This window comes from Microbacterium jejuense, from assembly GCF_039544225.1.
In the GTDB taxonomy this organism is placed as follows: Bacteria; Actinomycetota; Actinomycetes; order Actinomycetales; family Microbacteriaceae; genus Microbacterium; species Microbacterium jejuense.
In genome coordinates this window covers 46445-71924 of record NZ_BAABLG010000004.1, presented here as the reverse complement: position 1 = coordinate 71924, position 25480 = coordinate 46445, and the positions used below count along the sequence as shown (strand labels likewise).

At 69.9% G+C, this 25480-nt stretch carries 24 protein-coding genes; 8 read left to right on the top strand and 16 right to left on the bottom strand.

The window, feature by feature from the left end; translation table 11 throughout:
• Window positions 1–7: 7 nt before the first annotated feature.
• Genes ABEA46_RS07935 through sdhC form a run of 5 tightly spaced genes read right to left on the bottom strand, consistent with a single transcriptional unit; the run spans window position 8 to window position 4768 of the window.
• Window positions 8–1234 (bottom strand): MFS transporter, encoded by a 1227-nt coding sequence (locus ABEA46_RS07935; protein ID WP_345543874.1) that lies wholly within the window; start codon window positions 1232–1234, stop codon window positions 8–10.
• A gap of 19 nt (window positions 1235–1253) precedes the next feature.
• The gene (locus ABEA46_RS07930; RefSeq protein WP_345543873.1) at window positions 1254–2024 is read right to left on the bottom strand and encodes a succinate dehydrogenase iron-sulfur subunit; all 771 of its coding nucleotides are present in this window, start codon (window positions 2022–2024) and stop codon (window positions 1254–1256) included.
• Window positions 2024–3847, bottom strand: coding sequence for a succinate dehydrogenase flavoprotein subunit (gene sdhA / locus ABEA46_RS07925; protein WP_345543872.1), 1824 nt, complete (start codon window positions 3845–3847; stop codon window positions 2024–2026). The genes ABEA46_RS07930 and sdhA overlap by 1 nt, the downstream gene beginning before the upstream one ends.
• Window positions 3848–3887: 40 nt before the next feature.
• Window positions 3888–4337: a succinate dehydrogenase hydrophobic membrane anchor subunit gene (locus ABEA46_RS07920; protein WP_345543871.1), complete on the bottom strand. Its 450-nt coding sequence runs from the start codon at window positions 4335–4337 to the stop codon at window positions 3888–3890.
• On the bottom strand, window positions 4337–4768 hold the full coding sequence (sdhC, locus tag ABEA46_RS07915; RefSeq protein WP_345543870.1) for a succinate dehydrogenase, cytochrome b556 subunit: 432 nt from the start codon (window positions 4766–4768) through the stop codon (window positions 4337–4339). The genes ABEA46_RS07920 and sdhC overlap by 1 nt, the downstream gene beginning before the upstream one ends.
• A 154-nt stretch (window positions 4769–4922) precedes the next feature.
• Here sdhC and ABEA46_RS07910 point away from each other — a divergent pair, with 154 nt between their 5' ends.
• From ABEA46_RS07910 to ABEA46_RS07875, 8 genes are all read left to right on the top strand, one after another.
• Window positions 4923–6038: a mannose-1-phosphate guanylyltransferase gene (locus tag ABEA46_RS07910; RefSeq protein ID WP_345543869.1), complete on the top strand. Its 1116-nt coding sequence runs from the start codon at window positions 4923–4925 to the stop codon at window positions 6036–6038.
• Window positions 6039–6202: 164 nt separating this feature from the next.
• Window positions 6203–7351: a BMP family lipoprotein gene (locus ABEA46_RS07905; protein ID WP_345543867.1), complete on the top strand. Its 1149-nt coding sequence runs from the start codon at window positions 6203–6205 to the stop codon at window positions 7349–7351.
• Window positions 7352–7444: 93 nt separating this feature from the next.
• On the top strand, window positions 7445–8965 hold the full coding sequence (locus ABEA46_RS07900; RefSeq protein WP_345543866.1) for an ABC transporter ATP-binding protein: 1521 nt from the start codon (window positions 7445–7447) through the stop codon (window positions 8963–8965).
• The gene (locus ABEA46_RS07895; RefSeq protein ID WP_345543865.1) at window positions 8962–10362 is read left to right on the top strand and encodes an ABC transporter permease; all 1401 of its coding nucleotides are present in this window, start codon (window positions 8962–8964) and stop codon (window positions 10360–10362) included. The genes ABEA46_RS07900 and ABEA46_RS07895 overlap by 4 nt, the downstream gene beginning before the upstream one ends.
• Window positions 10359–11639, top strand: coding sequence for an ABC transporter permease (locus ABEA46_RS07890; RefSeq protein ID WP_345543864.1), 1281 nt, complete (start codon window positions 10359–10361; stop codon window positions 11637–11639). Before ABEA46_RS07895 ends, ABEA46_RS07890 begins: the two co-directional genes overlap by 4 nt.
• 8 nt (window positions 11640–11647) lie before the next feature.
• Complete coding sequence (locus ABEA46_RS07885; protein ID WP_345543863.1) at window positions 11648–12049, top strand: cytidine deaminase; 402 nt, start codon at window positions 11648–11650, stop codon at window positions 12047–12049.
• Window positions 12046–13335: a thymidine phosphorylase gene (locus ABEA46_RS07880; protein ID WP_345543862.1), complete on the top strand. Its 1290-nt coding sequence runs from the start codon at window positions 12046–12048 to the stop codon at window positions 13333–13335. The genes ABEA46_RS07885 and ABEA46_RS07880 overlap by 4 nt, the downstream gene beginning before the upstream one ends.
• A gap of 81 nt (window positions 13336–13416) precedes the next feature.
• Entirely contained in the window at window positions 13417–14532 is a 1116-nt protein-coding gene (locus ABEA46_RS07875; RefSeq protein WP_345543861.1) for an adenosine deaminase, read from the top strand.
• A 146-nt stretch (window positions 14533–14678) separates the two neighbouring features.
• Here ABEA46_RS07875 and ABEA46_RS07870 read toward each other — a convergent pair whose 3' ends face one another.
• From ABEA46_RS07870 to ABEA46_RS07820, 11 genes are all read right to left on the bottom strand, one after another.
• Window positions 14679–15635 carry an SDR family oxidoreductase gene (locus tag ABEA46_RS07870; protein ID WP_345543860.1) on the bottom strand — a complete coding sequence of 319 codons (957 nt, stop codon included), beginning with the start codon at window positions 15633–15635 and terminating at the stop codon, window positions 14679–14681.
• On the bottom strand, window positions 15632–16669 hold the full coding sequence (locus tag ABEA46_RS07865) for a bile acid:sodium symporter family protein (RefSeq protein ID WP_345543859.1): 1038 nt from the start codon (window positions 16667–16669) through the stop codon (window positions 15632–15634). Before ABEA46_RS07865 ends, ABEA46_RS07870 begins: the two co-directional genes overlap by 4 nt.
• Complete coding sequence (locus ABEA46_RS07860; protein ID WP_345543858.1) at window positions 16666–18033, bottom strand: flavin-containing monooxygenase; 1368 nt, start codon at window positions 18031–18033, stop codon at window positions 16666–16668. The genes ABEA46_RS07865 and ABEA46_RS07860 overlap by 4 nt, the downstream gene beginning before the upstream one ends.
• 109 nt (window positions 18034–18142) lie before the next feature.
• Complete coding sequence (locus tag ABEA46_RS07855) at window positions 18143–18865, bottom strand: sulfite exporter TauE/SafE family protein (RefSeq protein WP_345543857.1); 723 nt, start codon at window positions 18863–18865, stop codon at window positions 18143–18145.
• 124 nt (window positions 18866–18989) lie between these two features.
• Entirely contained in the window at window positions 18990–19778 is a 789-nt protein-coding gene (locus ABEA46_RS07850; protein WP_345543855.1) for an alpha/beta hydrolase, read from the bottom strand.
• Between the two features lie 23 nt (window positions 19779–19801).
• A complete protein-coding gene (locus tag ABEA46_RS07845; RefSeq protein WP_345543854.1) occupies window positions 19802–20956 on the bottom strand; it encodes a mannitol-1-phosphate 5-dehydrogenase in 1155 nt (384 codons plus the stop codon).
• A complete protein-coding gene (locus ABEA46_RS07840) occupies window positions 20956–21393 on the bottom strand; it encodes a PTS mannitol transporter subunit IIA (RefSeq protein WP_345543852.1) in 438 nt (145 codons plus the stop codon). Before ABEA46_RS07840 ends, ABEA46_RS07845 begins: the two co-directional genes overlap by 1 nt.
• 120 nt (window positions 21394–21513) lie before the next feature.
• Window positions 21514–23076, bottom strand: a complete 1563-nt coding sequence (locus tag ABEA46_RS07835) for a PTS mannitol transporter subunit IIBC (RefSeq protein WP_345543851.1) — start codon at window positions 23074–23076, stop codon at window positions 21514–21516.
• A gap of 55 nt (window positions 23077–23131) precedes the next feature.
• A complete protein-coding gene (gene ptsP, locus ABEA46_RS07830) occupies window positions 23132–24787 on the bottom strand; it encodes a phosphoenolpyruvate--protein phosphotransferase (protein WP_345543849.1) in 1656 nt (551 codons plus the stop codon).
• Window position 24788: 1 nt separating this feature from the next.
• On the bottom strand, window positions 24789–25067 hold the full coding sequence (locus ABEA46_RS07825; RefSeq protein ID WP_345543848.1) for an HPr family phosphocarrier protein: 279 nt from the start codon (window positions 25065–25067) through the stop codon (window positions 24789–24791).
• A 30-nt stretch (window positions 25068–25097) separates the two neighbouring features.
• Window positions 25098–25451 carry a PTS sugar transporter subunit IIB gene (locus ABEA46_RS07820; protein ID WP_345543847.1) on the bottom strand — a complete coding sequence of 118 codons (354 nt, stop codon included), beginning with the start codon at window positions 25449–25451 and terminating at the stop codon, window positions 25098–25100.
• Window positions 25452–25480: the final 29 nt, after the last annotated feature.

Sequence of the window (25480 nt, the reverse complement as noted above, 5' to 3'; positions counted from 1 at the left end):
TGCCGCTTCACGCGGTGGGCGCCGCGCTCGGGGTTGCGGCATCCTTCGCCGACGAAGACGTGCGGAACCAGCGCAGCACGAACAGCACCGCCAGCAGGACCACGGCGGGGATGAGGAAGCCGAGGCCGAGACCCGGCCCGCCGGCGAGGATGCCGACGAGGACCGCGCCGACGATGACGCCGGCGTAGTTGAAGATGTTGACGCGCGCGATGACCTGGTCGCTGTGGGCGGGGTCCAGTTCGCCCGCCGCGCCGAAGGTGACCGGCACCACGACGCCCACGGCCACGCCGGCCAGCGCGAACCCGGCCACCGCGGCCGCCGCGAAGGGGAGGAGCGCCACCAGCAGGCAGCCGACGATCGAGACGAGGGTTGCGACGAGCACCATTCGCACGCGGCCGACGATCGGCAGCAGCCGGTCGGTCGCCAGACGCGTCACGAGGATGCACGCCTGGTAGACGGCGTACCCGAGCGGGGCGACCCACGCGAGCGCCTGCAGGTTGTCCTGCAGGTAGACGGTGCTCCACGTGCTGACCGACGAGTCGACGACGAACACCGCGAGGATCACGACGCCGAACGCCCAGATGCCCGCGCGGGGGAGCTTCGAGCGCTCCGCCTTCGGCAGCGCCTCGTCCACCGGCACGTCGCGTGCGAACAGCCGGGTGCCCACCAGCGCGACGGCGAGGATCACGACGGCGGCGACGGTGATCGCCACACCCGCGCCGACGGCGGAGGCGGCGACGCCCGACACCAGCAGGGCACCGGCGATGGCCGCCGCGGTGTATCCCGCGAAGAAGCCGCCCATCAGCGAGCGCCCGTACGAGCGCTGCACGAGCACGCCCTGCATGGCCGAGGCCGCGTCGACGCAGCCGAGTCCGACGCCGTACACGGCGAGGGCTCCGACGAACACCGGGAAGGGCGTCTCGAAGGCCACCAGCGGCAGGAGCGCCGCCTCGATGATGAGACCCGTCGCGAGGGCCGCCCGGCTGCCCCAGCGCACCGACACGAAGTCGGCGAGCACGGATCCGAGCGCCGCGGCGACGCTCACGCCGAGGAGGATCAGCGAGATCGTCATGTCGTCGATCTGCTGGCGCGCCTTGAGGGCGGGCAGCGACGTCACGAGCACGGCATAGCCGAGCGCCTGGGCGGCGTAGGCGGCGGTGACGGCGATACGGGAGGCGCGAGGCGCGCGGCCGACGTCGTGCTTGTCCTGGTCGCTTCGTTGCGACGTGGTCATCCGAGTCTTTCTGCGTGCGTCAGGGGCGTCCGCGCAGGACGGCCTGCTTGACCTCGGCGATCGCCTTGGTCACCTCGATGCCGCGGGGGCACGCCTCGGTGCAGTTGAAGGTGGTGCGGCAGCGCCACACTCCCTCTTTGTCGTTGAGGATGTCGAGGCGCACGTCGCCCGCGTCGTCGCGCGAGTCGAAGATGAACCGGTGTGCGTTGACGATCGCGGCGGGGCCGAAGTACTGGCCGTCGGTCCAGAAGACCGGGCACGACGAGGTGCACGCGGCGCACAGGATGCACTTCGTGGTGTCGTCGAAGACCTCGCGGTCGACGATCGACTGGATGCGCTCCTTGCCGGCCTCGGGCTTCGAGTTCGCGATCAGGAACGGCTGCACCTCGCGGTACGACGCGAAGAACGGCTCCATGTCGACGACGAGGTCCTTCTCCAGCGGCAGGCCCTTGATCGCCTCGACGTAGATCGGCTTCGAGATGTCGAGGTCCTTGATCAGCGTCTTGCAGGCGAGGCGGTTGCGGCCGTTGATGCGCATCGCGTCCGACCCGCAGATGCCGTGGGCGCACGAGCGGCGGAACGTCAGCGAGCCGTCGACCTCCCACTTGATCTTGTGGAGGGCGTCCAGCACGCGGTCGGTCGAATACAGCTCGACGTCGTAGTCCACCCAGCGAGGCTCTTCATCGACCTCGGGGTCGAAGCGGCGGATGATGAACGTGACGAGGAACGACTGGATGCCGGTGTCGTTGGTGGTCTCTGTGGCGGAGTCCGCGTCGGCGACGAGCGTCATCAGTACTTCCTCTCCATCGGCGGGTAGTTCAACTCGCCCTTCTCGTTCTTGGTGAAGACGACCGGCTTCCAGCCCAGGCTGATGTGGTCGGAGGCGTCCGACGAGTGGGGATCGCCCGACAGGTACGCCATGGTGTGCTGCATGTAGTTCTCGTCGTCGCGCTTCGGGTAGTCGTCGCGCATGTGGCCGCCGCGGCTCTCTTTGCGGTTGCGGGCGGTGTAGACGACGACCTCGGCGAGGTCGAGCAGGAAGCCGAGCTCGACGGCCTCGAGCAGGTCGGTGTTGAACCGCTTGCCCTTGTCATCGACGTGCACGTTCTTATAGCGCTCGCGCAGCTCCTCGATCACGTCGAGCACCTCGCCCAGCGACTGGTCGGTGCGGAACACCTGGGCCTTGCGGTCCATCTCGTCCTGCAGCTTCTTGCGCAGCACGGCGATGCGCTCGGTGCCCTGGTTGTTGCGCAGGCCCTCGATCAGGCCGCGCACCTCGGCGGCGGGGTCATCGGGGAGCGCGACGAACTCGGCGGTCTTGACGTACTCGACCGCGTTGCGGCCGGCGCGCTTGCCGAAGACGTTGATGTCGAGCAGCGAGTTGGTGCCCAGGCGGTTCGAGCCGTGCACCGACACGCACGCGCACTCGCCCGCGGCGTACAGGCCCGGGACGACCGTCGTGTTGTCGGAGAGCACCTCGGCGTTGTTGTTGGTCGGGATGCCGCCCATCGCGTAGTGCGCGGTCGGCATGACCGGCACCGGCTCGACGACCGGGTCCACGCCCAGGTAGGTGCGGGCGAACTCGGTGATGTCGGGGAGCTTGGTCTCGAGCACCTCGGCGCCCAGGTGCGTGCAGTCCAGCAGCACGTAGTCGCGGTGCGGGCCGGCGCCGCGGCCTTCGGCCACCTCCTGGACCATGCACCGGCTCACGATGTCGCGCGGCGCGAGGTCCTTGATGGTGGGCGCGTAGCGCTCCATGAACCGCTCGCCGGTCACGTTGCGCAGGATCGCTCCCTCGCCGCGGGCGCCTTCGGTGAGCAGGATGCCGAGCCCGGCGAGCCCGGTCGGGTGGAACTGGAAGAACTCCATGTCTTCCAGCGGCAGGCCCTTGCGCCAGATGATGCCGACGCCGTCACCGGTGAGGGTGTGGGCGTTGGAGGTCGTCTTGAAGATCTTGCCGAAGCCGCCGGTCGCGAAGATGACGGCCTTGGACTGGAACACGTGCAGCTCGCCGGTGGCCAGCTCGTAGGCCACGACGCCCGCGATCTGCTTGTCCTTGCCCTCGCCGACCGTGATCAGGTCGAGGACGTAGAACTCGTTGAAGAAGTTGATGCCGAGCTTGACGCAGTTCTGGAACAGCGTCTGCAGGATCATGTGACCCGTGCGGTCGGCGGCGTAGCACGCGCGGCGCACCGGCGTCTTGCCGTGATCGGCGGTGTGACCGCCGAAGCGGCGCTGGTCGATCTTCCCCTCGGGCGTGCGGTTGAACGGCAGGCCCATGTTCTCGAGGTCGATGACCGCGTCGATGGCCTCCTTGGCGAGGATCTCGGCCGCGTCCTGGTCGACGAGGTAGTCGCCGCCCTTGACGGTGTCGAAGGTGTGCCACTCCCACGAGTCCTCTTCGACGTTGGCCAGGGCCGCCGCCATGCCGCCCTGCGCCGCACCGGTGTGCGAGCGGGTCGGGTAGAGCTTCGTGATCACGGCGGTCTTCGCGCCGGGGCCGGCCTCGATGGCCGCCCGCATGCCGGCGCCGCCGGCGCCGACGATCACGATGTCGAACTGGTGGTAGTGGACGCCGTCCTTGACGTAGCTGTCGATGGTCTCAGTGCTCACGCTGATGCTTTCGATGTCGATGCCGGGGGAGCGCCGTGCGCTATCCGCAGATTCCGATGATGGTGTCGGACGCCGTCTCGGCGTCGAAGCCGATGCACGGGTCGAACGTGAACACGACCAGCGTGCCCAGGACGATCAGGAACGCGGCGGCGAGCCACAGCGCCCACACCAGCACGCGGCGCGTGCCGTTGTGCGTGACGTAGTCGTTGACGATCGTGCGCATGCCGTTGGCGCCGTGGATGAGGGCGAGCCACAGCATGAGGACGTCCCACCACTGCCAGAACGGCGTGGCGTACTTGCCGGCGACGAACGCGAAGTCGATGCCGTGGATGCCCTCGCCCACCATCAGGTTGACGAAGAGGTGGCCGAAGATCAGGACGATCAGCAGCACGCCGGAGGCGCGCATGTACATCCAGCCCCACTTCTCGAGGTTGGGGCCCTTGCGGCGGACGGCCGCGCGCGGGGCGCGCGGGTCGGCGATCGCGGTCATCAGTGCCCCCCTCCCGTCGCGAACGCGAGCATGAGGTGGCGCGGGGCGAAGCCCAGCATCGTCACGGCCCACAGGCCGAGCACGCCCCACCACAGCTGCCGCTGGTGGCGCGTGGCCCACGGCCAGAAGTCGACCAGGATGATGCGCAGCCCGTTGTAGGCGTGGTAAGCGATCGCGGCCACGAGGGCCACCTCGCCGAGCGCCATCACCGGATTCTTGTACGTGCCGATCACTGCGTCGTACGCCTCGGGGGAGACGCGGATCAGCGCCGTGTCGAGGATGTGCACGAGAAGGAAGAAGAAGATCGCGACCCCGGTGATGCGGTGCAGCACCCACGACCACATGCCTTCGTTCCCGCGGTACAGGGTGCCGCGGGGGACTCGGGAAGTGGTCTCGGATACCGACGGTGTGACGCGTGCTGGTGCAGACACGGCCGTCCTCCCTGATTGGAACCTGTGTGTTTCATCCTATTCCCGCATTCGCGGGACCGGCGACGAAGGCCCGCCTTACCGCCCCTCCATCCGGGGGTGTCTTCCGCTGTGGCAAGAAGCGCGTTTGTTTCGGTCCGCGACTACCCTTGCTGGCATGTCCGGACCCATCGAAGACTTCTACGCCGTCATCCCCGCTGGGGGCATCGGCAGCAGGCTGTGGCCGCTGTCGCGTGCGGACGCGCCGAAGTTCCTGCATGACCTGACCGGCTCCGGGCACACGCTGCTGCGCGACACGTGGAACCGTCTGGAGCCCCTGGCCGGTCCCGATCGCATCGCCGTCGTGACGGGCCGCGCCCACCGCGCAGCCGTCGAGAAGGAGCTGCCGGGGATCGCCGACCTGAACGTGTTCCTCGAGTCCGAGCCGCGCGATTCGACCGCGGCGATCGGCCTCGCGGCGGCGATCCTGTCGCGTCGCGAGCCCGACGTGATCATCGGCTCGTTCGCGGCCGACCACGTGATCCGCGTGCCCCAGCTGTTCGACTGGGCGGTGCGCCAGGCTGTCGCGACGGCGCGCGAGGGCTACATCTGCACGATCGGCATCCAGCCGTCGGAGCCGTCCGTCGGCTTCGGCTACATCAAGAAGAGCGATGCGCTCGAGATCGACGGCGCCCCCGAGGCGGCCCTCGTGGAGAGCTTCGTCGAGAAGCCCGACCTCGACACCGCGAAGGAGTACTTCGCCGATCGCAACTATCTGTGGAACGCCGGCATGTTCATCGCCCGCGCCGACGTGCTGCTGGGCGAGATCGCCGAGAGCGATCCGCACCTGTACGCGGGGCTGATGGACCTCGCCGAGGCGTGGGACGACCGCGAGGCGCGCGGACCCGTCGTGGACCGCGTGTGGCCGACGCTCACCAAGATCGCGATCGACTACTCGGTCGCGGAGCCCGCCGCCGAGAAAGGGCGCCTCGCGGTGATCCCCGGGCACTTCGACTGGGACGACGTGGGGGATTTCGCCAGCCTCGCCAAGCTCAACTCGCACGGCCGCAAGAATGACCTGGCCATCCTGGGCGAGAACGCCCGCATCCTCTCGGATGCCGCCAGCGGCATCGTGGTGAGCCAGACGCGCCGCGTGATCAGCCTCATCGGCGTGCGCGACATCGTCGTCGTCGACACCGAGGATGCGCTCCTGGTCACCACCAGCGAGCACGCCCAGCGGGTCAAGGGAGTCGTCGACGCGCTCAAGCTCAGCGGGCGCGGCGAAGTGCTCTGACAGGATGCCGCGGCCGCCGGCATCCCGTGCTCATTTGAGCAACATATTGCGGTCTTGCAACATTTCGCGAACGGGAGGCCGCGAAGCATGCAACCGCGCCGACACAGTGGGTAACTTTGTGCAGTCCCCGTGAAGGACGCGGGGGGAATCCTGTGGAGGCTGAGTTGACCATCTCACGCACCAAGAAGCTCGTAGGCGTCACCGCTGCCGCGGGCATTCTGCTGGCCCTCGCGGGCTGTGGCTCCGCGCCCGAAGACAACCCGACCAGCACGGGCGACGCCGGCCCCAAGGTCGAGGGCTTCACGCCCTGCATCGTCTCCGACGACGGCGGCTTCAACGACAAGTCGTTCAACCAGTCCGCGCTCGAGGGCATGCAGAAGGCGGCCGACGAGCTCGGCGTCAAGCTCAAGCAGGCCGAGTCCGAGTCGGCCAACGACTACGCCCCGAACCTCGAGAACCTCGTGGCCGACGGCTGCACGTTCATCATCTCGGTCGGCTTCAAGCTCTCGGCCGCGACCGTCGACTCGGCACTGGCCAACCCCGACCTCGAGTACGCCATCATCGACGACTGGGCCGACAACAAGGGCGCCAAGAACGACGACGGCACCGACAAGGGCGATGGCAAGACCGACGCTCCGAACATCAAGCCGCTCCTGTTCGACACGGTCCAGGCCGCGTACCTCGGCGGCTACGCCGCGGCAGCCTGGTCGGCGCAGTCGGGTGTGAACAGCGTCGGCACCGTCGGCGGCATCCCGATCCCGCCGGTGACGATCTTCATGGACGGCTTCGTCGACGGCGTCGCGAAGTACAACGAGGACAAGGGCGCCAACGTCGCGACCTACGGCTGGGACGTCGACGCGCAGACCGGTCAGTTCACGAACAACTTCGACGCGAACGACGACTCGAAGCAGGCGATGCAGACCGCTCTCGACCAGGGCATCGACGTGCTGCTGCCCGTCGGCGGCCCGATCTACCAGAGCGCCGCACAGGCCATCCGCGACACCGACAACGGCGCCGTGATGCTCGGTGTGGACTCCGACCTGGCCGTCAGCGACTCCTCGGTCGCCGACCTCGTGCTGGTCTCGATCATGAAGCGCATCGACACCGCGGTGTACGACTCGACGATGGCGGCCGCCAACGACGAGTTCGACGTCACCCCGTACGTCGGCACGCTCGAGAACGACGGCGTGGGCCTGTCGTCCTTCCACGACTTCGAGTCGCAGCTGCCCGACGGGCTGACCGACGAGCTCGACGCGCTGAAGGAGCAGATCATCTCGGGTGACCTCGAGGTCACCTCGCCCAGCTCGCCGTAATCCGGACGATGACAGAACCGCGGCCGGGGGGATCCTCATCCTCCCGGCCGCGGTTCTTCCTCGCCCGATCACTCAATCGCTAAGGTGCACAGTATGAAGCTCGAGCTCCGCGGAATCACGAAGCGGTTCGGGTCTCTCGTGGCCAACGACCACATCGATCTCGTGGTCAAGCCCGGTGAGATCCACGCTCTCCTGGGGGAGAACGGCGCCGGCAAATCCACCCTCATGAACGTCCTCTACGGCCTGTACCAGGCGGACGAGGGCGACATCCTGCTGGACGACGTCGTCCAGCACTTCCGCGGCCCGGGCGATGCCATGGCCGCGGGCATCGGCATGGTGCATCAGCACTTCATGCTCATCCCCGTCTTCACCGTCGCCGAGAACGTCATGCTCGGCCACGAGTCCACCAAGGCCCTCGGCGCCCTCGACCTGAATGCCGCGCGACAGCACGTGCGCGACGTCGCGGCGCGGTTCGGGTTCGAGATCGACCCCGACGCCCTCGTCGGCGAGCTGCCCGTCGGCGTGCAGCAGCGGGTCGAGATCATCAAGGCGCTCGCGCGCGACGCGAAGGTGCTCGTGTTCGACGAGCCCACCGCCGTGCTGACCCCGCAAGAGACCGACGAGCTCATGGCGATCATGCAGCAGCTGCGCGATGAGGGCACGTCGATCGTGTTCATCACGCACAAGCTGCGCGAGGTCCGCGCCGTCGCCGACCGGATCACCGTCATCCGGCTCGGCAAGGTGGTCGGAGAGGCCTCGCCCACGGCCTCCAACGCCGAGCTCGCGTCGCTCATGGTCGGCCGCGCGGTCGAGCTGACCGTCCACAAGGACCCGCCGCGCCTCGGCGACGGCGTCGGCCTGAAGGTCGAGGCGCTGCGCGTCATCACCGCCGAGGGCGCCGTCGTCGTCGACGACGTGACCTTCGACATCCGGCCCGGCGAGGTGCTCGCCGTCGCGGGCGTCCAGGGCAACGGCCAGACCGAGCTCGTCGAGGCGATCGTCGGACTGGCCGACCGCGTGAGCGGCTCGGTCGCCCTCGACGGCGTCGAGCTGGTCGGCAAGAGCATCCGCGGCATCCTCGACGAGGGCGTCGGGTTCGTGCCCGAGGACCGCACCGAGGACGGGCTCGTGGGCACCTTCACCGTGGCCGAGAACCTCATCCTCGACCGCTCCGGCGACAGCGCGTTCGTCGGCGGCGGCACGATCCGTCGCGGCGCGCTGGACGAGTTCGCCCAGGCGCGCATCAAGGAGTACGACATCCGCACGCAGGGCGCCGGGGTGCCCGCCGGCACGCTGTCGGGCGGCAACCAGCAGAAGGTGGTCATCGCCCGCGAGATGAGCCGCGACCTGAAGCTCCTCGTCGCCGCCCAGCCCACCCGCGGCGTCGACGTCGGGTCGATCGAGTTCATCCACCACCGCATCGTCGAGACACGCGACTCGGGCGTGCCCGTGCTCGTCGTCTCGACCGAGCTCGACGAGGTCGTCGCCCTCGCCGACCGCATCGCGGTGATGTACCGCGGCGCGATCGTCGGCATCGTTCCCAGCGACACGCCCCGCGACACGCTGGGCCTCATGATGGCGGGCGAGTCGCCCGAGAGCGGAGCAGCCGCGTGAACGACGAGCCCACGGGATCGACTCCCGGCCCCGCAGAGCCCGCGCGGGGTCTCCCGCCCGAGCAGCTGCCGTCGGTGTCGGGTCCCCTCACCGGTTCGCCGGACCTGCCCGCTCCCACGCCCGACGCGCCCGGCGCCGTCGACGGCGCGGTGGCCCCGCCGCCGCGTCAGAACGTCTTCATCAAGGAGCTGCTGCGCGGCAGCGCGGTCACGACGATCCTCGCGATCGTCGCCGCCATGATCGTCGGCGGCATCCTCATCGCGTTCACGGATGACGACGTGCGCGCCGCGTCCTCGTACTTCTTCGCGCGACCGGGCGACACGTTCGTGGCGATCTGGAACGCGGTCTACGGCGGCTACGAGGCGCTCTTCCGCGGCTCGATCTTCAACGCCCGCGCCCACGACTTCGCGACGCAGATCCGACCGCTGACGAACACGCTCGGCTTCGCGGCGCCGCTGATCGCCGCCGGCCTCGGTGTCGCCCTCGCGTTCCGCGTCGGCCTGTTCAACATCGGCGGCCGCGGCCAGATGCTGATCGGTGCCGCCACGGCCGGCCTGGTCACCTTCCAGCTCGGGCTGCCGATGTGGCTGCAGATCCCGGTCACGCTCGCGGCGGGCATCGCCGGCGGTGCGATCTGGGGTGGCATCGTCGGTCTGCTCAAGGCCCGCACCGGCGCCCACGAGGTGATCCTCACGATCATGCTCAACTACGTCGCGCTGTACCTCGTGATGTGGCTCGTGCGCACCCCCGGCCTGCTGCAGGCGACCGGCAGCAACCAGCCCATCTCGAACCCGACGCCGGGCAATGCGCAGTTCCCCGAGCTGTTCGGCCCGCGCTTCCCGCTGCTGGACTGGGGCTTCGTGATCGTCATCGCCGCGACGGTGTTCGTGTGGTGGCTCATCGAGCGCTCCAGCCTCGGCTTCCGCCTGCGCGCCGTGGGTGAGAACCCGCACGCCGCACGCGCCGCGGGCATCTCGGTGCAGCGCATGTACATCTACGCGATGCTGTTCGCCGGTGGCCTGTCGGGCCTGGCCGCGATGAACCAGATCCAGGGTTCCGTGGTCAGCGGGTTCGACGCCTACATCGACGCCGGCATCGGCTTCGACGCCATCACGGTGGCCCTGCTCGGCCGCAGTCGCGCGTGGGGCACCTTCGCCGCCGGCATCCTGTTCGGCGCGCTCAAGGCGGGCAGCTTCACGATGCAGACGTCGCAGGGCATCCCGGTCGACATCGTGCTCGTCGTGCAGTCGCTCATCGTGCTGTTCATCGCGGCGCCGCCTCTCGTGCGCACGATCTTCTTCCTGCCAAAGACGGATGCCGAGAAGGCCGCCAAGGCGCGCGCGAAGGCTGCCAAGCGACCTGCCGAGCCCCAGAACGAGAAGGCGGTGTCGGCATGACCTCGGCTGCTGTCGTCGACCACCCCGTCGCCGCCGCGGCGCCGGTGAAGCTGCGCCACTTCAAGCTGGCGATCTCGCTGGGCATCGTCACGGCGCTGCTGGCGCTGCTGTTCCTGGCGGCGCCCCGCACCGGCGAGAGCCGGTTCCGCCTGGGCGACCCGCGGTCCTCGCTCGACCTGCCCACCGTCTCGGTTCCCACCGCCGCGACCAGCTGGGCGGTGTGGGTGATCCTGCTGCTGCTGACGCTCTACGCGTTCTGGGCGGCGTACACCTACCGTCGCCCCGGCCCATGGCTGGCGATCGTGTACGGCGTGCTGGGCATGTTCGCGTTCCTGGTGTGGGCGGCCTCCGACGGCCTCGTGCCCGTCACCGGCCTGCTGTTCGGCGCGGTGTCGCTGTCGATCCCGCTGATCTTCGGCGCCCTCGGCGGTGTCATCGGCGAGCGGTCGGGTGTCGTCAACGTCGCGATCGAGGGTCAGTTCCTCTTCGGCGCGTTCGTCGCGGCCCTGATGTCGAGCATCACGCGCAATCCGTTCGTGGGCCTGATCGGCGCGATGATCGGCGGCGTGCTGGTGGCGTTCGTGCTGGCGGCGTTCTCGATCAAGTACCTGGTCGACCAGGTCATCGTCGGCGTCGTGCTCAACGTGCTGGTCGCCGGTCTCACCGGCTTCCTCTACGGCGCGCTCCTGGTGCCGAACGAGCGGACGCTGAACAGCGCCGTGGTGTTCGAGCGCTGGAAGATCCCGCTGCTCGGCGAGATCCCCATCATCGGGCCGGTGCTGTTCAACCAGACCTTCATCGGCTACCTGATGTATGTGACCGTCGCCCTGGTGGCCTGGGGCCTGTACCGCACGCGCTGGGGTCTGCGCCTGCGCGCGGTCGGTGAGCACCCGCAGGCCGCCGACACCGTCGGCATCCGGGTGAACACGACCCGTTTCTGGAACGTGTCGCTCGCCGGCGCGATCGCCGGCATCGGCGGCGCCTACTTCACGCTCGTCTCGGTGCCGCAGTTCACCAAGGACATGACCGCCGGCCTCGGCTTCATCGCCCTCGCCGCCGTCATCTTCGGCCGGTGGGACCCGATCCGCGCGACCTTCGCGGCGCTGCTGTTCGGCTTCGCGACCAACCTCCGCAACCTGCTCTCGGTGCTCGAGACGCCGATCCCGGTCGAGTTCATGGCGATGCTTCCGTACATCGTCACGATCCTCGCCGTGGCGGGCTTCGCCGGGCAGATCCGCGGTCCTGCCGCCGCAGGCAAACCGTACATAAAGGGATGATCCGACCTGTGACCGACATCGACTGGGACGAGCTGCGCTCCGCAGCGACCGAAGCCATGCAGCGCGCGTACGCGCCGTACTCGCGCTACAAGGTGGGGGCCGCGGCCCTCGTCACCGACGGGCGGATCGTGACCGGCTGCAACGTCGAGAACGCGTCGTACGGCGTCGGCCTGTGCGCCGAGTGCGGGCTCGTGAGCGACCTGCAGATGTCGGGCGGCGGCGGACTCGTCGCGTTCGTGTGCGTCAACGGCCACGGCGACACGATCATGCCGTGCGGCCGCTGCCGGCAGCTGCTGTACGAGTTCGCGATCCCGGGGATGCTGCTCGAGACGGTGTCGGGCATCCGCACCATCGACGAGGTGCTGCCCGACGCATTCGGCCCGCGTGACCTCGAGGATGCCGCCCGATGAGCGTGGAGGCCTTCGACGCCGTCGACGTCATCCGCGCCAAGCGCGACGGGGGAGCCGTACCGGAGCCGGCGCTGCGCTGGATGGTCGACGCGTACACGCGCGGCTATGTCGCCGACTCCCAGATGGCGGCGTTCGCGATGGCGGTGCTGCTCAACGGCATGACACGCGACGAGATCCGCGTCATGACCGACGCGATGATCGCCTCGGGCGAGCGCATGAGCTTCGCCGGACTCGGCAAGCCGACGGTCGACAAGCACTCGACCGGAGGCGTGGGCGACAAGATCACGCTGCCGCTCGCGCCGCTCGTCGCGAGCTTCGGCGTCGCGGTGCCGCAGCTGTCGGGCCGCGGCCTCGGCCACACCGGCGGAACGCTCGACAAGCTCGAGTCGATCCGGGGGTGGCGCGCCGCCCTGTCGAACGACGAGATGTTCGCTCAGCTGAAGGGCGTCGGCGCCGTGATCTGCGCCGCCGGGTCGGGCCTGGCTCCCGCAGACAAGAAGCTGTACGCGCTGCGCGACGTCACCGGCACCGTCGAGGCCATTCCGCTCATCGCCTCGAGCATCATGTCGAAGAAGATCGCCGAGGGCACCGACTCGCTGGTGCTCGACGTGAAGTTCGGCTCGGGCGCGTTCATGCAGGACCTCGATCGCGCTCGCGAACTGGCGCGCACGATGGTCGCGCTCGGCACCGACTCCGGCGTCGCGACGACCGCGCTGCTGACCGACATGAACACGCCGCTCGGCCTCGCCATCGGCAACGCCAACGAGGTGCGCGAGTCCGTCGAGGTGCTCGCCGGCGGCGGCCCCGCCGATGTCGTCGAGCTGACCGTCGCGCTCGCCCGCGAGATGCTCGCACTGGCCGGACAGCCCGACGCCGACGTCGAGGGCGCGCTGCAGAACGGCCGCGCGATGGACGCCTGGCGCGACATGATCCGCGCTCAGGACGGGGATCCGGATGCCGCCCTCCCGGCGCCGAACGAGACCCACACCGTGACGGCGTCCGAGGCCGGGTTCGTCACCGCGGTCGAGGCGCTCCCGTTCGGCATCGCGGCCTGGCGCCTGGGCGCCGGGCGCGCGCGGGCGCAGGACCCGGTGCTCCATGCAGCGGGCATCGACCTGCACGTCAAGCCGGGCGACGAGGTCGCAGTCGGACAGCCGCTGTTCACCCTGCTGGGCGAGGATGCGTCGAGGTTCGAGCGTGCGCTCGAGGCCGTCGAGGGCGCATGGCGGATCGGGGCGCAGGCTCCGGCCCCTGCGGCCCTCGTCCGCGAGCGCATCACTGCTTAGACTGTTCAGTCGCGCCGGTTCGCGGCATCCATTCATCACCCACCGTCTCACCCCACGCGCGATCGCACCGAGGAGAACCCCATGCCCATCGACCAGCACGGCGACGCCATCCTCGACGGGGTGTCGATCCGCAGCCTGCCCAAGGTGTCGCTGCACGACCACCTCGACGGCGGTCTGCGCCCGGGGACGATCATCGAGCTCGCCGACGCGATCGGCCTCGAGGTGCCCGAGTCCGACGCCGACGACCTCGCGGACTGGTTCGCCGACAAGAGCGACTCCGGCTCGCTCGTCGAGTACCTGAAGACGTTCGATCTGACCACGGCGGTCATGCAGACCCGCGAGGGACTCACCCGCGTCGCCCGCGAGTTCGTCGAGGACCTGGCTGCCGACGGCGTCATCTACGGCGAGGTGCGCTGGGCGCCCGAGCAGCATCTGGGCCGCGGGCTGTCGCTGGACGAGGTCGTCGCCGCCGTGCAGGAGGGCATCGAAGAGGGTGAGGACGCCGCCGAGAGCCGTGGCCACGACATCCGCGTCGGCCAGCTGATCTCGGCCATGCGCCACACCGACCGCTCGCTCGAGATCGCCAAGCTCGCGGTGGACTGGCGTACGCGCGGCGCTGTCGGATTCGACATCGCCGGCCCCGAGGACGGGTTCCCGCCCTCGCGTCTGCGCGAGGCGTTCGACTACCTGGCGTCGGAGTTCTTCCCGGCGACCGTGCACGCCGGTGAAGCGGCCGGGCTCGACTCGATCCGCTCCGCCCTGATCGACGGCCGTGCGCTGCGTCTCGGCCATGGCGTGCGCCTCGCCGAGGACCTCGAAGTCGTCTCGCGCGCGGGCGAAGAGGTGCTGGTGCAGTTCGGCGATCTGGCCCGCTGGGTGCGCGACCGCGAGATCCCGCTGGAGCTCTCGCCGTCGTCGAACCTGCAGACCGGCGCCATCGAGCGCTGGGGCACGACGCTCGAAGACCACCCGTTCGACCTGCTGTACCAGCTCGGCTTCGCCGTCACGGTGAACGTCGACAACCGCACCATGAGCCGCACGTCGCTGACGCGCGAGCTGGCGCTGCTGGCCGAGACGTTCGAGTACGGCCTCGACGACCTCGAGACGTTCCAGCTCAACGCCGCCGCGGGCGCGTTCCTCCCGGTCGAGGAGCGCGAAGAGCTGATCGACCTGATCGCCGAAGGCTTCGACGCCTAGTCCGCAACCTCAGGAGAGTGGATGCCGCGGCCCGCGGCATCCACTCTCCTGCTTTCTGCGGGGCCGAGCCGACCGTGTCCCACTTTCCGCCGCTCCGGCGCGCCCGAGTGAAGGACTGTGGGACACGACAGCGACGAAGCGGGACCTCAGCGGCGGGCGACGCCCGGGTGGGAGTCCAGGTACGCCTCGAAGGCCTCGGCAGAGGTCTTGCCGGGGGTGTAGCCGAAGTCGTCCTTGAGGCGCGTGTTGGCGAGCACCGGGCGGTACCGGAGGAACCCGACCTGTTCGGGACCGTGCACGGTGAGCCGCAGCGCGCGGCCGACGCGCAGCCCGGCGCCGAGCACGCCGGCAGGCACCCATACGACGCGCTTGCCGAGGCGCCGGGCGATCTCGGGCACGGTGACCCGGCCGTCTCCGGCGACGTTGTACACGCCGGGCGGGCCGTCGGTCGCGGCACGCGCCATGGCTGCGGCGACGTCGTCGACCCACACGAACACGAACGGCGACGCGGAGCCGCGCACGCCCAGCAGCGCCGGGCCGTCCCAGAGCGCCGTGATCTGGTTCTGCACGGTGGGGCCGAGGATCGTGCCGATGCGGAACACGACCTGCTCCAGCTCGGGGTGCGCCTCGCGGTACCCGGCGAGCAGCTGCTCGACGAGGCGCTTGTGCTTCGAATACGGGAACTCGTCGTTGCCGCGCACCGGGTCGCTCTCGCGCAGCCACTCGGGGTTGTCGGCGTGGTACCCGTACGCGGCGCCCGACGACGACACGACGATCCGCTTCACGCCCGCCTCGACGCAGGCTTCGAGAACGTGGCGCGAGCCGTCGACGTCGACCCGGTACTCCAGGTCGTGGTCGCGGCCGGGGTTGACGATGGCAGCCAGGTGCACGACGACGTCGATGCCGTGCGTGCGCAGCACCGGCGCCAGCGCGTCCGGCCGCGTGACGTCGCACTCTTCGTACACGACGCCGGCGAGAGGATGCTGCGGTCCGCGCACGTCTCCGGCCACGACGAGTTCGACGTCCGGCCGGGCGACCAGCGCGGCGGCCACGTGTGCGCCGAGGAATCCCGAGCCGCCGGTGATGAGGACGCGGCGGCTCACGACGCCGCTCCCGACGGGCCGTCGGCGGCGGGGGAGTCGGCGCCCGGTGCGGACGCCGGGCCCTCCGTGGTGCCCGGGCCGCCGGCATCCAGCGATCGCACCGCGTGGCGCGACGCGTCGCCCTTCGCGGAGCCCGTGCGTCGGCGCGTATGACGCGCCCACAGGGCGGCCACGATGAGGCCGGCGATGATGTCCCAGATGCCCCACCAGCCGGCGACGATCGCCATGCCGCCGAGCCCGCCGAAGAACGTGAAGATGAGGCCGAGACCGAGGCCCGAGTTGCGGATGCCGACCTCGAAGGTCATGGCCTTGCGCTCGCGGGTGCCGAGCCCGCCGACGACCGCGGTGCCGTACCCGATCGCCAGCGCGACCGCGTCGTGGATCGTCACGACCAGCACGATGATGCCGAGGAACGCGATGAAGTACTGCCAGTTGCCGGCCAGGGCTCCGACGATGAAGGCGCACAGCGCGATCAGCGAGAACCACTTCACGAACGGCTGCACCGTGCGCGCGAAGCCTTCGAATCGGTACCGGATGAACAGGCCGAGGGCGAACGGGACGCCGATGATGAGCAGGATCTCGCCGAGCATCGACCACGGGTCCAGCGACACCGCTTCGAGCAGCTTGCTGGCCGTGGGGTGCAGCGAGCCCCAGAACGCCACCGACAAGGGCAGCACGAAGATGTAGATGAGGTTCGAGACGGCCGTCATCGACACCGAGAGGGCGACGTTGCCGCCGGAGCGATGCGTCAGCACCTGCGAGATGTTGCCCGGCGGGCAGCAGGCGACGAGGATCATGCCCAGCGCCATCGACGGCGTCACCGGCAGGATCAGCGTGAGGGCGAACGTCACGGCAGGCAGCACGATCAGCTGGGCCAGGATCGCGATCACGAACGGCTTCGGCTTGCGCGCGACGACCTTGAAGTCGTCGAGCGTCGTGTCCAGCGCGATGCCGAACATGATGAGGCCCAGCACCACGTCGAGGATGACGAGGGTGCCCGGGTTGAAGGCGAGGACGACGTCGTCCGGGTTCATGTCGTGGGCTCCTTCTTCGTCGCGCGACGCGAGGACGTGGACCGGATGCCGCGCCCCGGCGTGACGGCATCCGCTCGCAGCCGCTGAGTGCCCGCGCGCACCGCGCGACGGTAGGCGTCCCTGTTGACGTAGTACGCCATGCGCTCCAGACCCAGGTACTTGTACCCGCCGGTGAGGTCCGGCCACGGCTCGCCGGCGACCCGTGCGCGGAAGGCTGCTGCGCGCTCGGGGTGCCGCTCGACGGCGGCGAGGTAGGCGGCGATGAGCTCCGCCTGCTCATAGCGCCCCTGCCAGCCGATGCCGGACGCCTCGATCATGCCCATGACGTACAGGCCGTTGAACGAGGGCGTGAAGACATTGAGGAAGAGCCTGGGCGACATGCCCGACCAGCCGAGTGCCGCACGGTCGACGAACGGATAGTCGAGCTTGTAGCCGGTCGCCAGCAGCACCGTGTCGTACTCGGCAGACGAGCCGTCGCGGAAGTGCACGGTGCGGCCGTCGAACCGATCGATGTCGGGCATGATGCGCAGGTCGCCCTGCCCCAGGTGGCCCAGGATCAGCGTGTTGACGATCGGGTGCGACTCGTAGATCTTGTAGTCGGGGTGGGGGAACCCGAAGCGCACCGGGTCGCCCGTGAACGCGCGCAGCACGCGCGTGTCGAGGGCCTGCTTGAGGCGCGCCGGGAGCGGCTTGCCCTGGTTGAGGGTGTCGGAGGGCTTGCCGAAGAGATAGCGCGGCACGAAGTAGTAGCCGCGGCGCACGCTCATGTCGACGGACGCCGCGTGGTGCACGGCGTCGACCGCGATGTCGCAGCCGGAGTTGCCGGCGCCGATGATGAGGACCCGCTTGCCGCTCAGCTGCGAGGCCGACTTGTACGCGCTCGTGTGCAGCAGCTCTCCAGTGAACTCGCCGCGGAACTGCGGGATGTTCGGCTCGGCCAGCGTGCCGTTGGCGAGGATGACGCCGTCGTAGTGCTCGCCCACGGGGCCGGCCGGCCCTTCGGCGTGCAGCATCCATCCGCCGCCCTCGGCGGGCTCGAGCGAGGTGACCTTCGTCTCGAAGCGGAAGCGCTCGGTCAGCCCGAAGTGGTCGGCGAAACCGCGGAAGTACGCGATGAGCTCGCGGTGGCTCGGGTAGTCGGCCGTCGAGGCCATCGGGTACTCGGCGAACTCGGTCGTGGTGCGCGACGAGATGAGGTGCGCCGATTCGTACATCGTGGACCGCGGGTTCTCGATGTCCCAGAGTCCGCCGACGCCGCGCGACGCCTCGTAGCCGTCGAAGTCGATGCCTTCGCGCTGCAGGGCGCGTGCGGCCGACAGGCCGGACGGTCCTGCGCCGATGACGGCATACCGAAGACTGCTCATTGATCCCTCACGTCTGTTCGCACTTCATCGTGTCGGCGTGACGATACGCCGACAGAACCCTAAGCGTTATTCGGCATTAACCGAAATCGCGCTCGTCCGACGGCATCGCTCACATGAAGAGTGCCAGGATGCCGCGCACGAGCACCACCGTCGCCCCTGCCCACGCGATCACGAGCATCGCGGCGCGGGCGATGCGCGGCGCGACGTTGCGCGAGAGCACGGTGCCGATCGCGATGCCCGCGATCGTCGCGACGACGAGCGTGCCGACGTCCTCGACCGGCGTCACCGGGAGACCGCGCAGCGCGACGGTCACGATGTCGAACGCGATGAAGATGAGCTGCGCGCTCGCGGCGAAGCTGCGCTGACCCCAGCGGTCGCCGACGGCGTACGCGGCCAGCGGCGGCCCGCCCAGCCCGCTCGCGACGTTCATGAAGCCGGCGGCGGCGCCCGAGGCGATCGCGCCGCGTCGCCCGGTGAGCGAGGCCGACAGCGCGGGGAGGTGCCCCGCGAGAAGGGCGAAGTAGGCCATCGCGGCGATGACGAGCAGCAGCGCCGCGTCGGGGAGGAGGCGCACCAGCAGGGCGCCGAAGGGGGCTGCGATCAGGCCGGGCCAGATGAGCCACCACGACCGCTTCCAGTCGATGTGCCGCCACACCATCGGGATCGCCACGAGCGACGCCACCAACGCGAGCAGCACCGCGAGCGTCACGCCCTCGATCGGGCCGTAGAGCAGGACGATCGGGCCGACCAGCACCAGCACGAACCCGAGTCCGGTGATGCGCTGGATGATCGCGGCGACGAACGTCGCGATGCCCGCAAGGATGACAGTCACGGGGTTCCAGTCTAGGCGGCGGATTCCCCCGCTCGTTGAGCGAGCGAGGAACGAGCGGGACGAAACGCCCCGGACCCTGCGAAGGGGCAGATGTTTCGTCTGCGGGCGCCAGAGCTCCCTTCGCTCAACGACCGGAGGTGGTGAGCGCGAACGACCCGACCAGCTCGGTCAGCTGATCGCGCATGTCGTCGTCCGAGATCGTCGGGGTGCCGTCGCCGGCCTGCGGCCCGTAGTCGCCGAACGACGAGTGGCTCGCGCCGGCGATCTCGTGCAGCTGCGCGTCATCGGGGAGGAGGTGCCGGGCGTCGGCGATCTTCTCGGGCGTCGAGAGCCCGTCCTCGCTGCCCGACACGCTGATGACCGGCAGGCCCGAGTCCGACAGATCGTTCGCGCAGTACGACCCGAACAGGGCGAGGCCATCGGCGTCGGTCGCGAGCTGACACGCGCGCACGCCGCCGAGCGAGTGGCCGCCGACGAGCCATGCGTCGACGTCGGGCGCGAGGTCCGTGAAGGTCGACAGCGGTCGCAGGTCGAAGAACGCGAGGTTCAGCCATGGCTTGGTGATCACGACGGTGATGCCGTCGTCGGCCACGAGGCCCGACACCTTGAACGCGTACGCCCACGGGTCGACCTTGGCCCCGGGGATGTAGACCAGCCCGATGTCGGCGGACTCGCCGGTGGGCGCGAGCACGATCCCCGCGTCGGTGTCGGTGATCTCGATGCCCGGGTTCGCGCGCACCTCGGCGAGCGGTTCCGGCTCGGCGGCCATGACGCCTACCTGGCTCCAGATCACGACCCCGACGACGGCGATCACGATCAGCGCGCCGAGCGATCCGAGGATCCACCACAGGATCCGCAGCCCGCGACGCTTCGGCCGGGGTGCGGGGGCGGGGGCGGGCGCGTCGGCGGTCACGGGTCGAGCGTATCCCTCCGGCGTCAGACTCCGAGCTCGGCCTGCCGCGCGGCGACGACCGCCTCGACCTTCGCGAACAGCGGATGCTGCGGCTCCAGGCCCGTGACCGCGGCGGTGAAGGCAGCGGCATCCTGTTCCCGCAGCATGCGCTGCAGGTCGACGGACTGAGCGTCCTCGGTGTCGTCGAAGGCCAGCGCCGCGCCCATGGCGCCGACGAGGGCATCGACCGGCAGCCCGCGCTCGGCGGCTTCGGCGGCAGGGCCGACGAAGCGCTCGTGGCGCGAGAGCTTGCGCAGCGGCTGGCGCCCCACGCGCCACACCGTGTCGGGCAGGGCGGCGTTGCGGAAGCGGCGGAGGATCGTCGCGCGGTAGCCGGCGAGGGAGTCCGGGTCGAGCCCGTGCTTCGCGGCGAGCAGCGCCGAGGTCTCTTCGAGCGCCGCCGACACCTGCGTCGCGATCGCCTCGTCCGCGAGCGCCGCGGCGATCGTGTCGATCCCCGCCCGCGCGCCGAAGTATGCGGTCGTCGCGTGCCCGGTGTTGACGGTGAAGAGTTTGCGCTCGATGTACGGTGCCAGGTCGTCGACGAAGTGCGCGCCCGGGATCGAGGGCGGGTCGTCGCCGAACGGCGGGCGCTCGATGGCCCACTCGAAGAACGGCTCGACTGTCACATCGACCCCCGCGTCGGAGGGCTGCGCCGGCACGATCCGGTCGACCGCGGTGTTGGCGAACACCGCGCGAGCGGCGAGGGCGTCCCACGCCTCGCCGGCCTGCGCCTTGATCTCGTCGCGCAGCAGATCGGTCGCGTTGATCGCGTTCTCGCACGCCATGATCTGCAGCGGCGGGCTGGACGGGTCGCGCAGCGCGAGCCCCGACAGGATGAGCGGCGCCACGAATCTCAGCACTGTGGGCCCGACCGCGGTCGTCACGACGTTGGCGCCGGCGATCTCGTCGATGACCGCATCCGGGTGCTCTGCGCTGTTGAGCGCACGGAACCCGGTGACGACGGTGTCTCGGCCGCCCTCGCCCACTTCGTGCACGGTGTACCGGTCTGTCGCGTTGATGGCGTCGACGAGCGGCGCCGCCACGTCCGAGAACACCAGCTCGTACCCGCCCTGGTGCAGCAGCAGCCCGACGAACCCGCGGCCGATGTTGCCGGCGCCGAAGTGGACGGCCTTCATCACACGCCCGCCGCCGACACGAGCCCGAACAGCTCCTCGGGCGTCGGGGCGGCCTTCAGGCGCGCCACGTCGTCCTCCTCCGAGAACAGGATCGCGATCTGCGACAGGATCTCCAGGTGCTCGTCGCCCTTGCCGGCGATGCCGACCACGAACGTCACCGGATTGCCGTCCCAGTCGACCCCGCCGTCGTAGCGCACGACCGACAGCGCCGACTCCAGGATCTCGCCCTTCGTCTCGTTCGTGCCGTGGGGGATGGCGAGCTCGTTGCCCATGTACGTCGACACCGTCTGCTCGCGCTGCAGCATCGCGTCGTAGTACGCACCGGTCACGGCGCCGGCCGCCTGCAGGATGTCGGCGGCCTCCTTCATCGCCTCTTCCTTCGACGCGCCGCCGGAGTGGATGCGCACCTGGCCGATGCTCAGAACCTCGCGTGCCATGTTCTCTCGCCCTTCTCGTGTCTGTCTGAGATGAATGGATGCCGCCCGCCGGCGAGTCAGCCTCCGCAGAGGCGGTGGGGCCGGGGGCCTCGCGCCCGCCCGGCCCCGCCGCGGTCTCTGCTAGGACCCATCCTCGTGCTGGCTGCGGACGAGGTCTACGACCTCGTCGTACCGGGGCGAGTTCATGAAGTTGTCCACCGACACGTGCACCGCGTCGGGGGTCTTCTGCCGGGCCCGGTCGGTCAGCTGGTTCTGCGTGATGACGAGGTCGGCCGACGGGTCCAGCGCCGCGATCGCCTTGTTGACGACCGTGACGTCCTCGATGCCGGCCTTCTTGATCTTGTTGCGCAGCACGCTCGCGCCCATGGCCGACGAGCCCATGCCCGCGTCGCACGCGAACACGATGTTGTGGATCGGCTTCTCGGTCATCGTCGCGGGCTCCACGCCGCCGTCGGCCTGGGTGGCCGCGCCGCCGCGAAGACCGCTGAGTGCGTCGGAGGACTTGCCCTTGGCTGCCTCGGTCTGCGTGATGGCCGCGCCGAACGCGTCGTCGGTGACCGCCATCGCCTCGAGGTCCCGCTTGCGCGAGGCCCGCAGGATGACCCACGAGATGACGAACGTCACCGTGGCCGCGAGGACCACCGACAACAGGACCGCGAAGTACGAGTTGTTCGCGACCTGGGCTATCACCGCGATGATGCTGCCTGGCGCGGCCGGTGCGCGCAGCGCACCGCCCAGGAGCATGTTCGTCGTGACACCGGTCATGCCGCCCGCGATGAGCGCGAGGATCAGCATCGGCTTCATGAGCGCATACGGGAAGTAGACCTCGTGGATGCCGCCGAAGAACTGGATCACCGCGGCACCGGGGGCCGACGCACGCGCGGCGCCCAGACCGAAGAACGTGAACGCCAGCAGCAGGCCGACACCGGGGCCGGGATTGGCCTCGAGCAGGAACAGGATCGAGCCCTGGCCGGTCTCGGACGCTTCGGCGATGCCGAGCGGGGTGAGCACGCCGTGGTTGATCGCGTTGTTGAGGAAGAACACCTTCGCGGGCTCGATCAGGATGCTCGTGAGCGGCAGCAGGTTGGTCTCGACGAGCCAGTGCACCGCGTTGCCCAGCGCCTGCATGATGCCGTTGACGATCCATGCGATGGGGTAGAAGCCGATGATCGCCAGCACGAAGCCCCAGATGCCCGCCGAGAACATGTTGACGAGCATCTCGAAGCCGGCCTTGATCTTGCCTTCCCACAGGCTGTCGAGCCACTTCATCGTGTACGCCGCGAGGGGCGCCATGATCATCGCTCCGATGAACATGTGCACCTGGCCGAGCGGCGCGTCGCCCTCGGGCAGGGTCGCGTTGAAGTTCGCGACGAGCAGGTCGGAGCCTGCGATCGCGCCCATGGTGCCGATCGTCGCGACGACGCCGCCGCGGACGCCGTAGACGATGTTGCCGCCGGTGTACGCGATGATGAGCGGCAGCAGGTAGTGGATGAACGGTCCGACGATCGTCGCGAGGTCGGCGTTCGGGGTCCAGCCGACGTCGATGAAGAACGCCGTGAAGATGCCCCACGCGATGAGCGCGGGGATGTTCGGCATGATCATGCCGGACAGGTAGGTGCCGAACCGCTGGACGCCGACACGTGCCTTGCTCGTGCCCGTGGCGGGCGTTGACGCCGTTGTCATTGCTGTCTCCTTGTTCTGGATGATGGCCACGCGGTCGGGACCGCGCGATCACGGTCTAACCGCGCGCGGCCTCCTGGGCAGCGGCGCGGGCGGATGCCGCGTCGGACGCGGCGAGGGCGGCCGAGGCGATGGCGCGTGCCTGGTCGAGGGTGTGCTCCAGCAGGGTGGCGCGCACGTCGGCGAGCGCCGTGGGTGCCATCGACAGCGACGTGGCGCCGAGGCCGACGAGCACGACGGCCAGGAGCGGGTCGGCCGCAGCCTCGCCGCAGATGCCGACCGGCTTGCCGTTCGTGCGGCCGGCGTCGCCGACCTCGCGGATGAGCCGCAGCACCGCCGGGTGCCACGGGTCCTGGAACGACGCCACCGAGCCGAGCAGACGGTCGGCGGCCATCGTGTACTGCGTGAGGTCGTTCGTGCCGATCGACGCGAAGTCCGCGTGGCTCAGCACGCGGTCGGCGAGCAGCGCCGAGGACGGCACCTCCACCATCACGCCGGCGGTCTTGACGCCGTAGTCGCGGGCGAGGTCGACGAAGTACCGCGTCTCCTCGACCGTGGCCACCATCGGCGCCATGACCCACAGGTCGGCGTCGGTGGCGGCATCCGCCTCGGCGAGGGCCGTCAGCTGCTCGCGCAGGATGTCTTCGCTCGCTCGCAGGGCGCGGATGCCCCGCAGGCCCAGCGCCGGGTTCTCTTCGTGGGCGTCGTTGAGGAACGCCAGCGGCTTGTCGGCGCCGGCGTCGAGCACGCGCACGACGACCTTCTTGCCGGGGAAGGCCGCCAGCAGCTTCGTGTACGCCTCTCGCTGCTGCTCGACCGTGGGCGCCTGGCTGGAGCTCAGGAACAGGAACTCGGTGCGGAAGAGCCCCACCCCCTCGGCGCCGAGCGCGACAGCCTCGGCCGCGCCGTCGGCGTTGCCGAGGTTCGCGAGCAGCGGGATCGCGGTGCCGTCGGCGAGGGCGCCGTCGGTGATGGGGGCGGATGCTGCGGCCGCCCGGTCGGCGGCGCGCCGGTTCGCGCGCTCGAGCTCGTCGGCGGTGGGGTCGGTGGTCACGACGCCGGCGGCGGCATCCACGATCACCGTCTCACCGTCGCGCAGTCCGGTCGCCTCGACGGCACCGACGACGGCGACGATCGATTTCTCCCGGGCGAGGATCGCGGTGTGCGATGTGGGGCCGCCCTCGGTGGTCACCAGCGCCAGCACCTTGTCGAGATCGAGGAGGGCGGTGTCGGCCGGGGCGAGGTCCTTTGCGACGAGGACGAACGGGTGCCCCGGGTCGGGGACGCCGGGCGCCGGCACGCCGCGCAGCCGCGCGATCACGCGCTGGGCGACGTCGTCGAGGTCCGCGGCGCGCTCGCCCAGGTAGCCGCCGAGCGCCGTGAGCTGGTCGCGGAACGACGCGAACGCGTCGAACACCGCGAACTCGCCGGTGCGGCCCTGCGCGACCCGCGCGTTCACCTCGTCGGCCAGGCTCGGGTCCTCGGCCATCATGGCCTGGGCCTCGAGCACCTCCTGCGCGGCCCCGCCCGCCTGGACGCCGCGGGACTCGAGCTCGCGCGCCACGGCCGCGACGGCTTCGGCGACACGGGCCTTCTCCTCGTCCGCGGTCAGCGCGCTCGGCGCGTCGGACGGCGCCGGAGCCGGCTCCGCCATGCGCGCGACAGGGCCCTGGGCGACTCCCAGGCCGATCCCCACACCTCGAAGCTCAGTCATCTCAGGCCTCCGCATCGTGGTCGGTCGTCAGCAGCTCCGCCAACGTGTCGAGGGTGCGTTCGGCGGTGTCGCCGTCGGCAGTGAGGGTCACGTAGTCGCCCTGCTCGATCCCCAGCGCGATCACCCCGAGGATGCTCGCGGCGTTGACCGGGCTTCCGGCATCCTTCGCGATCGTGATCGGGATGCCGGCATCCTTCGCCGCCTGGGCGAACAGCTTGGCGGGCCGGGCGTGCAGCCCGTGCGCCGATCCGATGCGGACGGTGCGGGAGACGGGTGGCATATCGGGACCTCTCTGTCGTTTCTGTCTGTCTCAGTCGTCTGTCTGGGCGGCCGCGCCCGCGGCCGGAAGCGGCCCCCCGGGGCTCCCGACCGCGGCGCGCACCAGCGCGAGCGCGCGCGTGCCGTCCCGGTCGGTGAAGATGTCGGGCGGCAGCAGCACCACCGTCGTGCCGCGCGGGGCGGCATCCCGCTCGATGCGATCCAGCGCATGAGCGAGGTGCGGACCCACGAGGACCACGTCGGCGGAATCGAGGTCGATCGGAAGCGACGCCTCGGTGCCGGCGAAGGCGGTGTAATCCAGACCCTGTTCGTGGGCTGCGTGACGCACGCGCTGTGCGACGAAGGTGCTCGAGGCACCCGCTCCGCAGACCACCAGGATCCTCATCGATCCGCCTCCTTTCGGCCCATTCTTGT

Bases quoted from the DNA above. Each gene is read 5' to 3' on its own strand.
- ABEA46_RS07860 (WP_345543858.1), bottom strand. From the start codon at position 18,033: ATGAGCAGTCTTCGGTATGCCGTCATCGGCGCAGGACCGTCCGGCCTG.
- ABEA46_RS07820 (WP_345543847.1), bottom strand. From the start codon at position 25,451: ATGAGGATCCTGGTGGTCTGCGGAGCGGGTGCCTCGAGCACCTTCGTC.
- ABEA46_RS07835 (WP_345543851.1), bottom strand. From the start codon at position 23,076: ATGACAACGGCGTCAACGCCCGCCACGGGCACGAGCAAGGCACGTGTC.
- ABEA46_RS07900 (WP_345543866.1), top strand. From the start codon at position 7,445: ATGAAGCTCGAGCTCCGCGGAATCACGAAGCGGTTCGGGTCTCTCGTG.
- ABEA46_RS07875 (WP_345543861.1), top strand. From the start codon at position 13,417: ATGCCCATCGACCAGCACGGCGACGCCATCCTCGACGGGGTGTCGATC.
- ABEA46_RS07910 (WP_345543869.1), top strand. From the start codon at position 4,923: ATGTCCGGACCCATCGAAGACTTCTACGCCGTCATCCCCGCTGGGGGC.
- ABEA46_RS07845 (WP_345543854.1), bottom strand. From the start codon at position 20,956: ATGAAGGCCGTCCACTTCGGCGCCGGCAACATCGGCCGCGGGTTCGTC.
- ABEA46_RS07865 (WP_345543859.1), bottom strand. From the start codon at position 16,669: ATGAACCCGGACGACGTCGTCCTCGCCTTCAACCCGGGCACCCTCGTC.
- ABEA46_RS07930 (WP_345543873.1), bottom strand. From the start codon at position 2,024: ATGACGCTCGTCGCCGACGCGGACTCCGCCACAGAGACCACCAACGAC.
- ABEA46_RS07935 (WP_345543874.1), bottom strand. From the start codon at position 1,234: ATGACCACGTCGCAACGAAGCGACCAGGACAAGCACGACGTCGGCCGC.
- ABEA46_RS07880 (WP_345543862.1), top strand. From the start codon at position 12,046: ATGAGCGTGGAGGCCTTCGACGCCGTCGACGTCATCCGCGCCAAGCGC.
- ABEA46_RS07825 (WP_345543848.1), bottom strand. From the start codon at position 25,067: ATGCCACCCGTCTCCCGCACCGTCCGCATCGGATCGGCGCACGGGCTG.
- ABEA46_RS07920 (WP_345543871.1), bottom strand. From the start codon at position 4,337: ATGACCGCGATCGCCGACCCGCGCGCCCCGCGCGCGGCCGTCCGCCGC.
- ABEA46_RS07840 (WP_345543852.1), bottom strand. From the start codon at position 21,393: ATGGCACGCGAGGTTCTGAGCATCGGCCAGGTGCGCATCCACTCCGGC.
- ABEA46_RS07890 (WP_345543864.1), top strand. From the start codon at position 10,359: ATGACCTCGGCTGCTGTCGTCGACCACCCCGTCGCCGCCGCGGCGCCG.
- ptsP (WP_345543849.1), bottom strand. From the start codon at position 24,787: ATGACTGAGCTTCGAGGTGTGGGGATCGGCCTGGGAGTCGCCCAGGGC.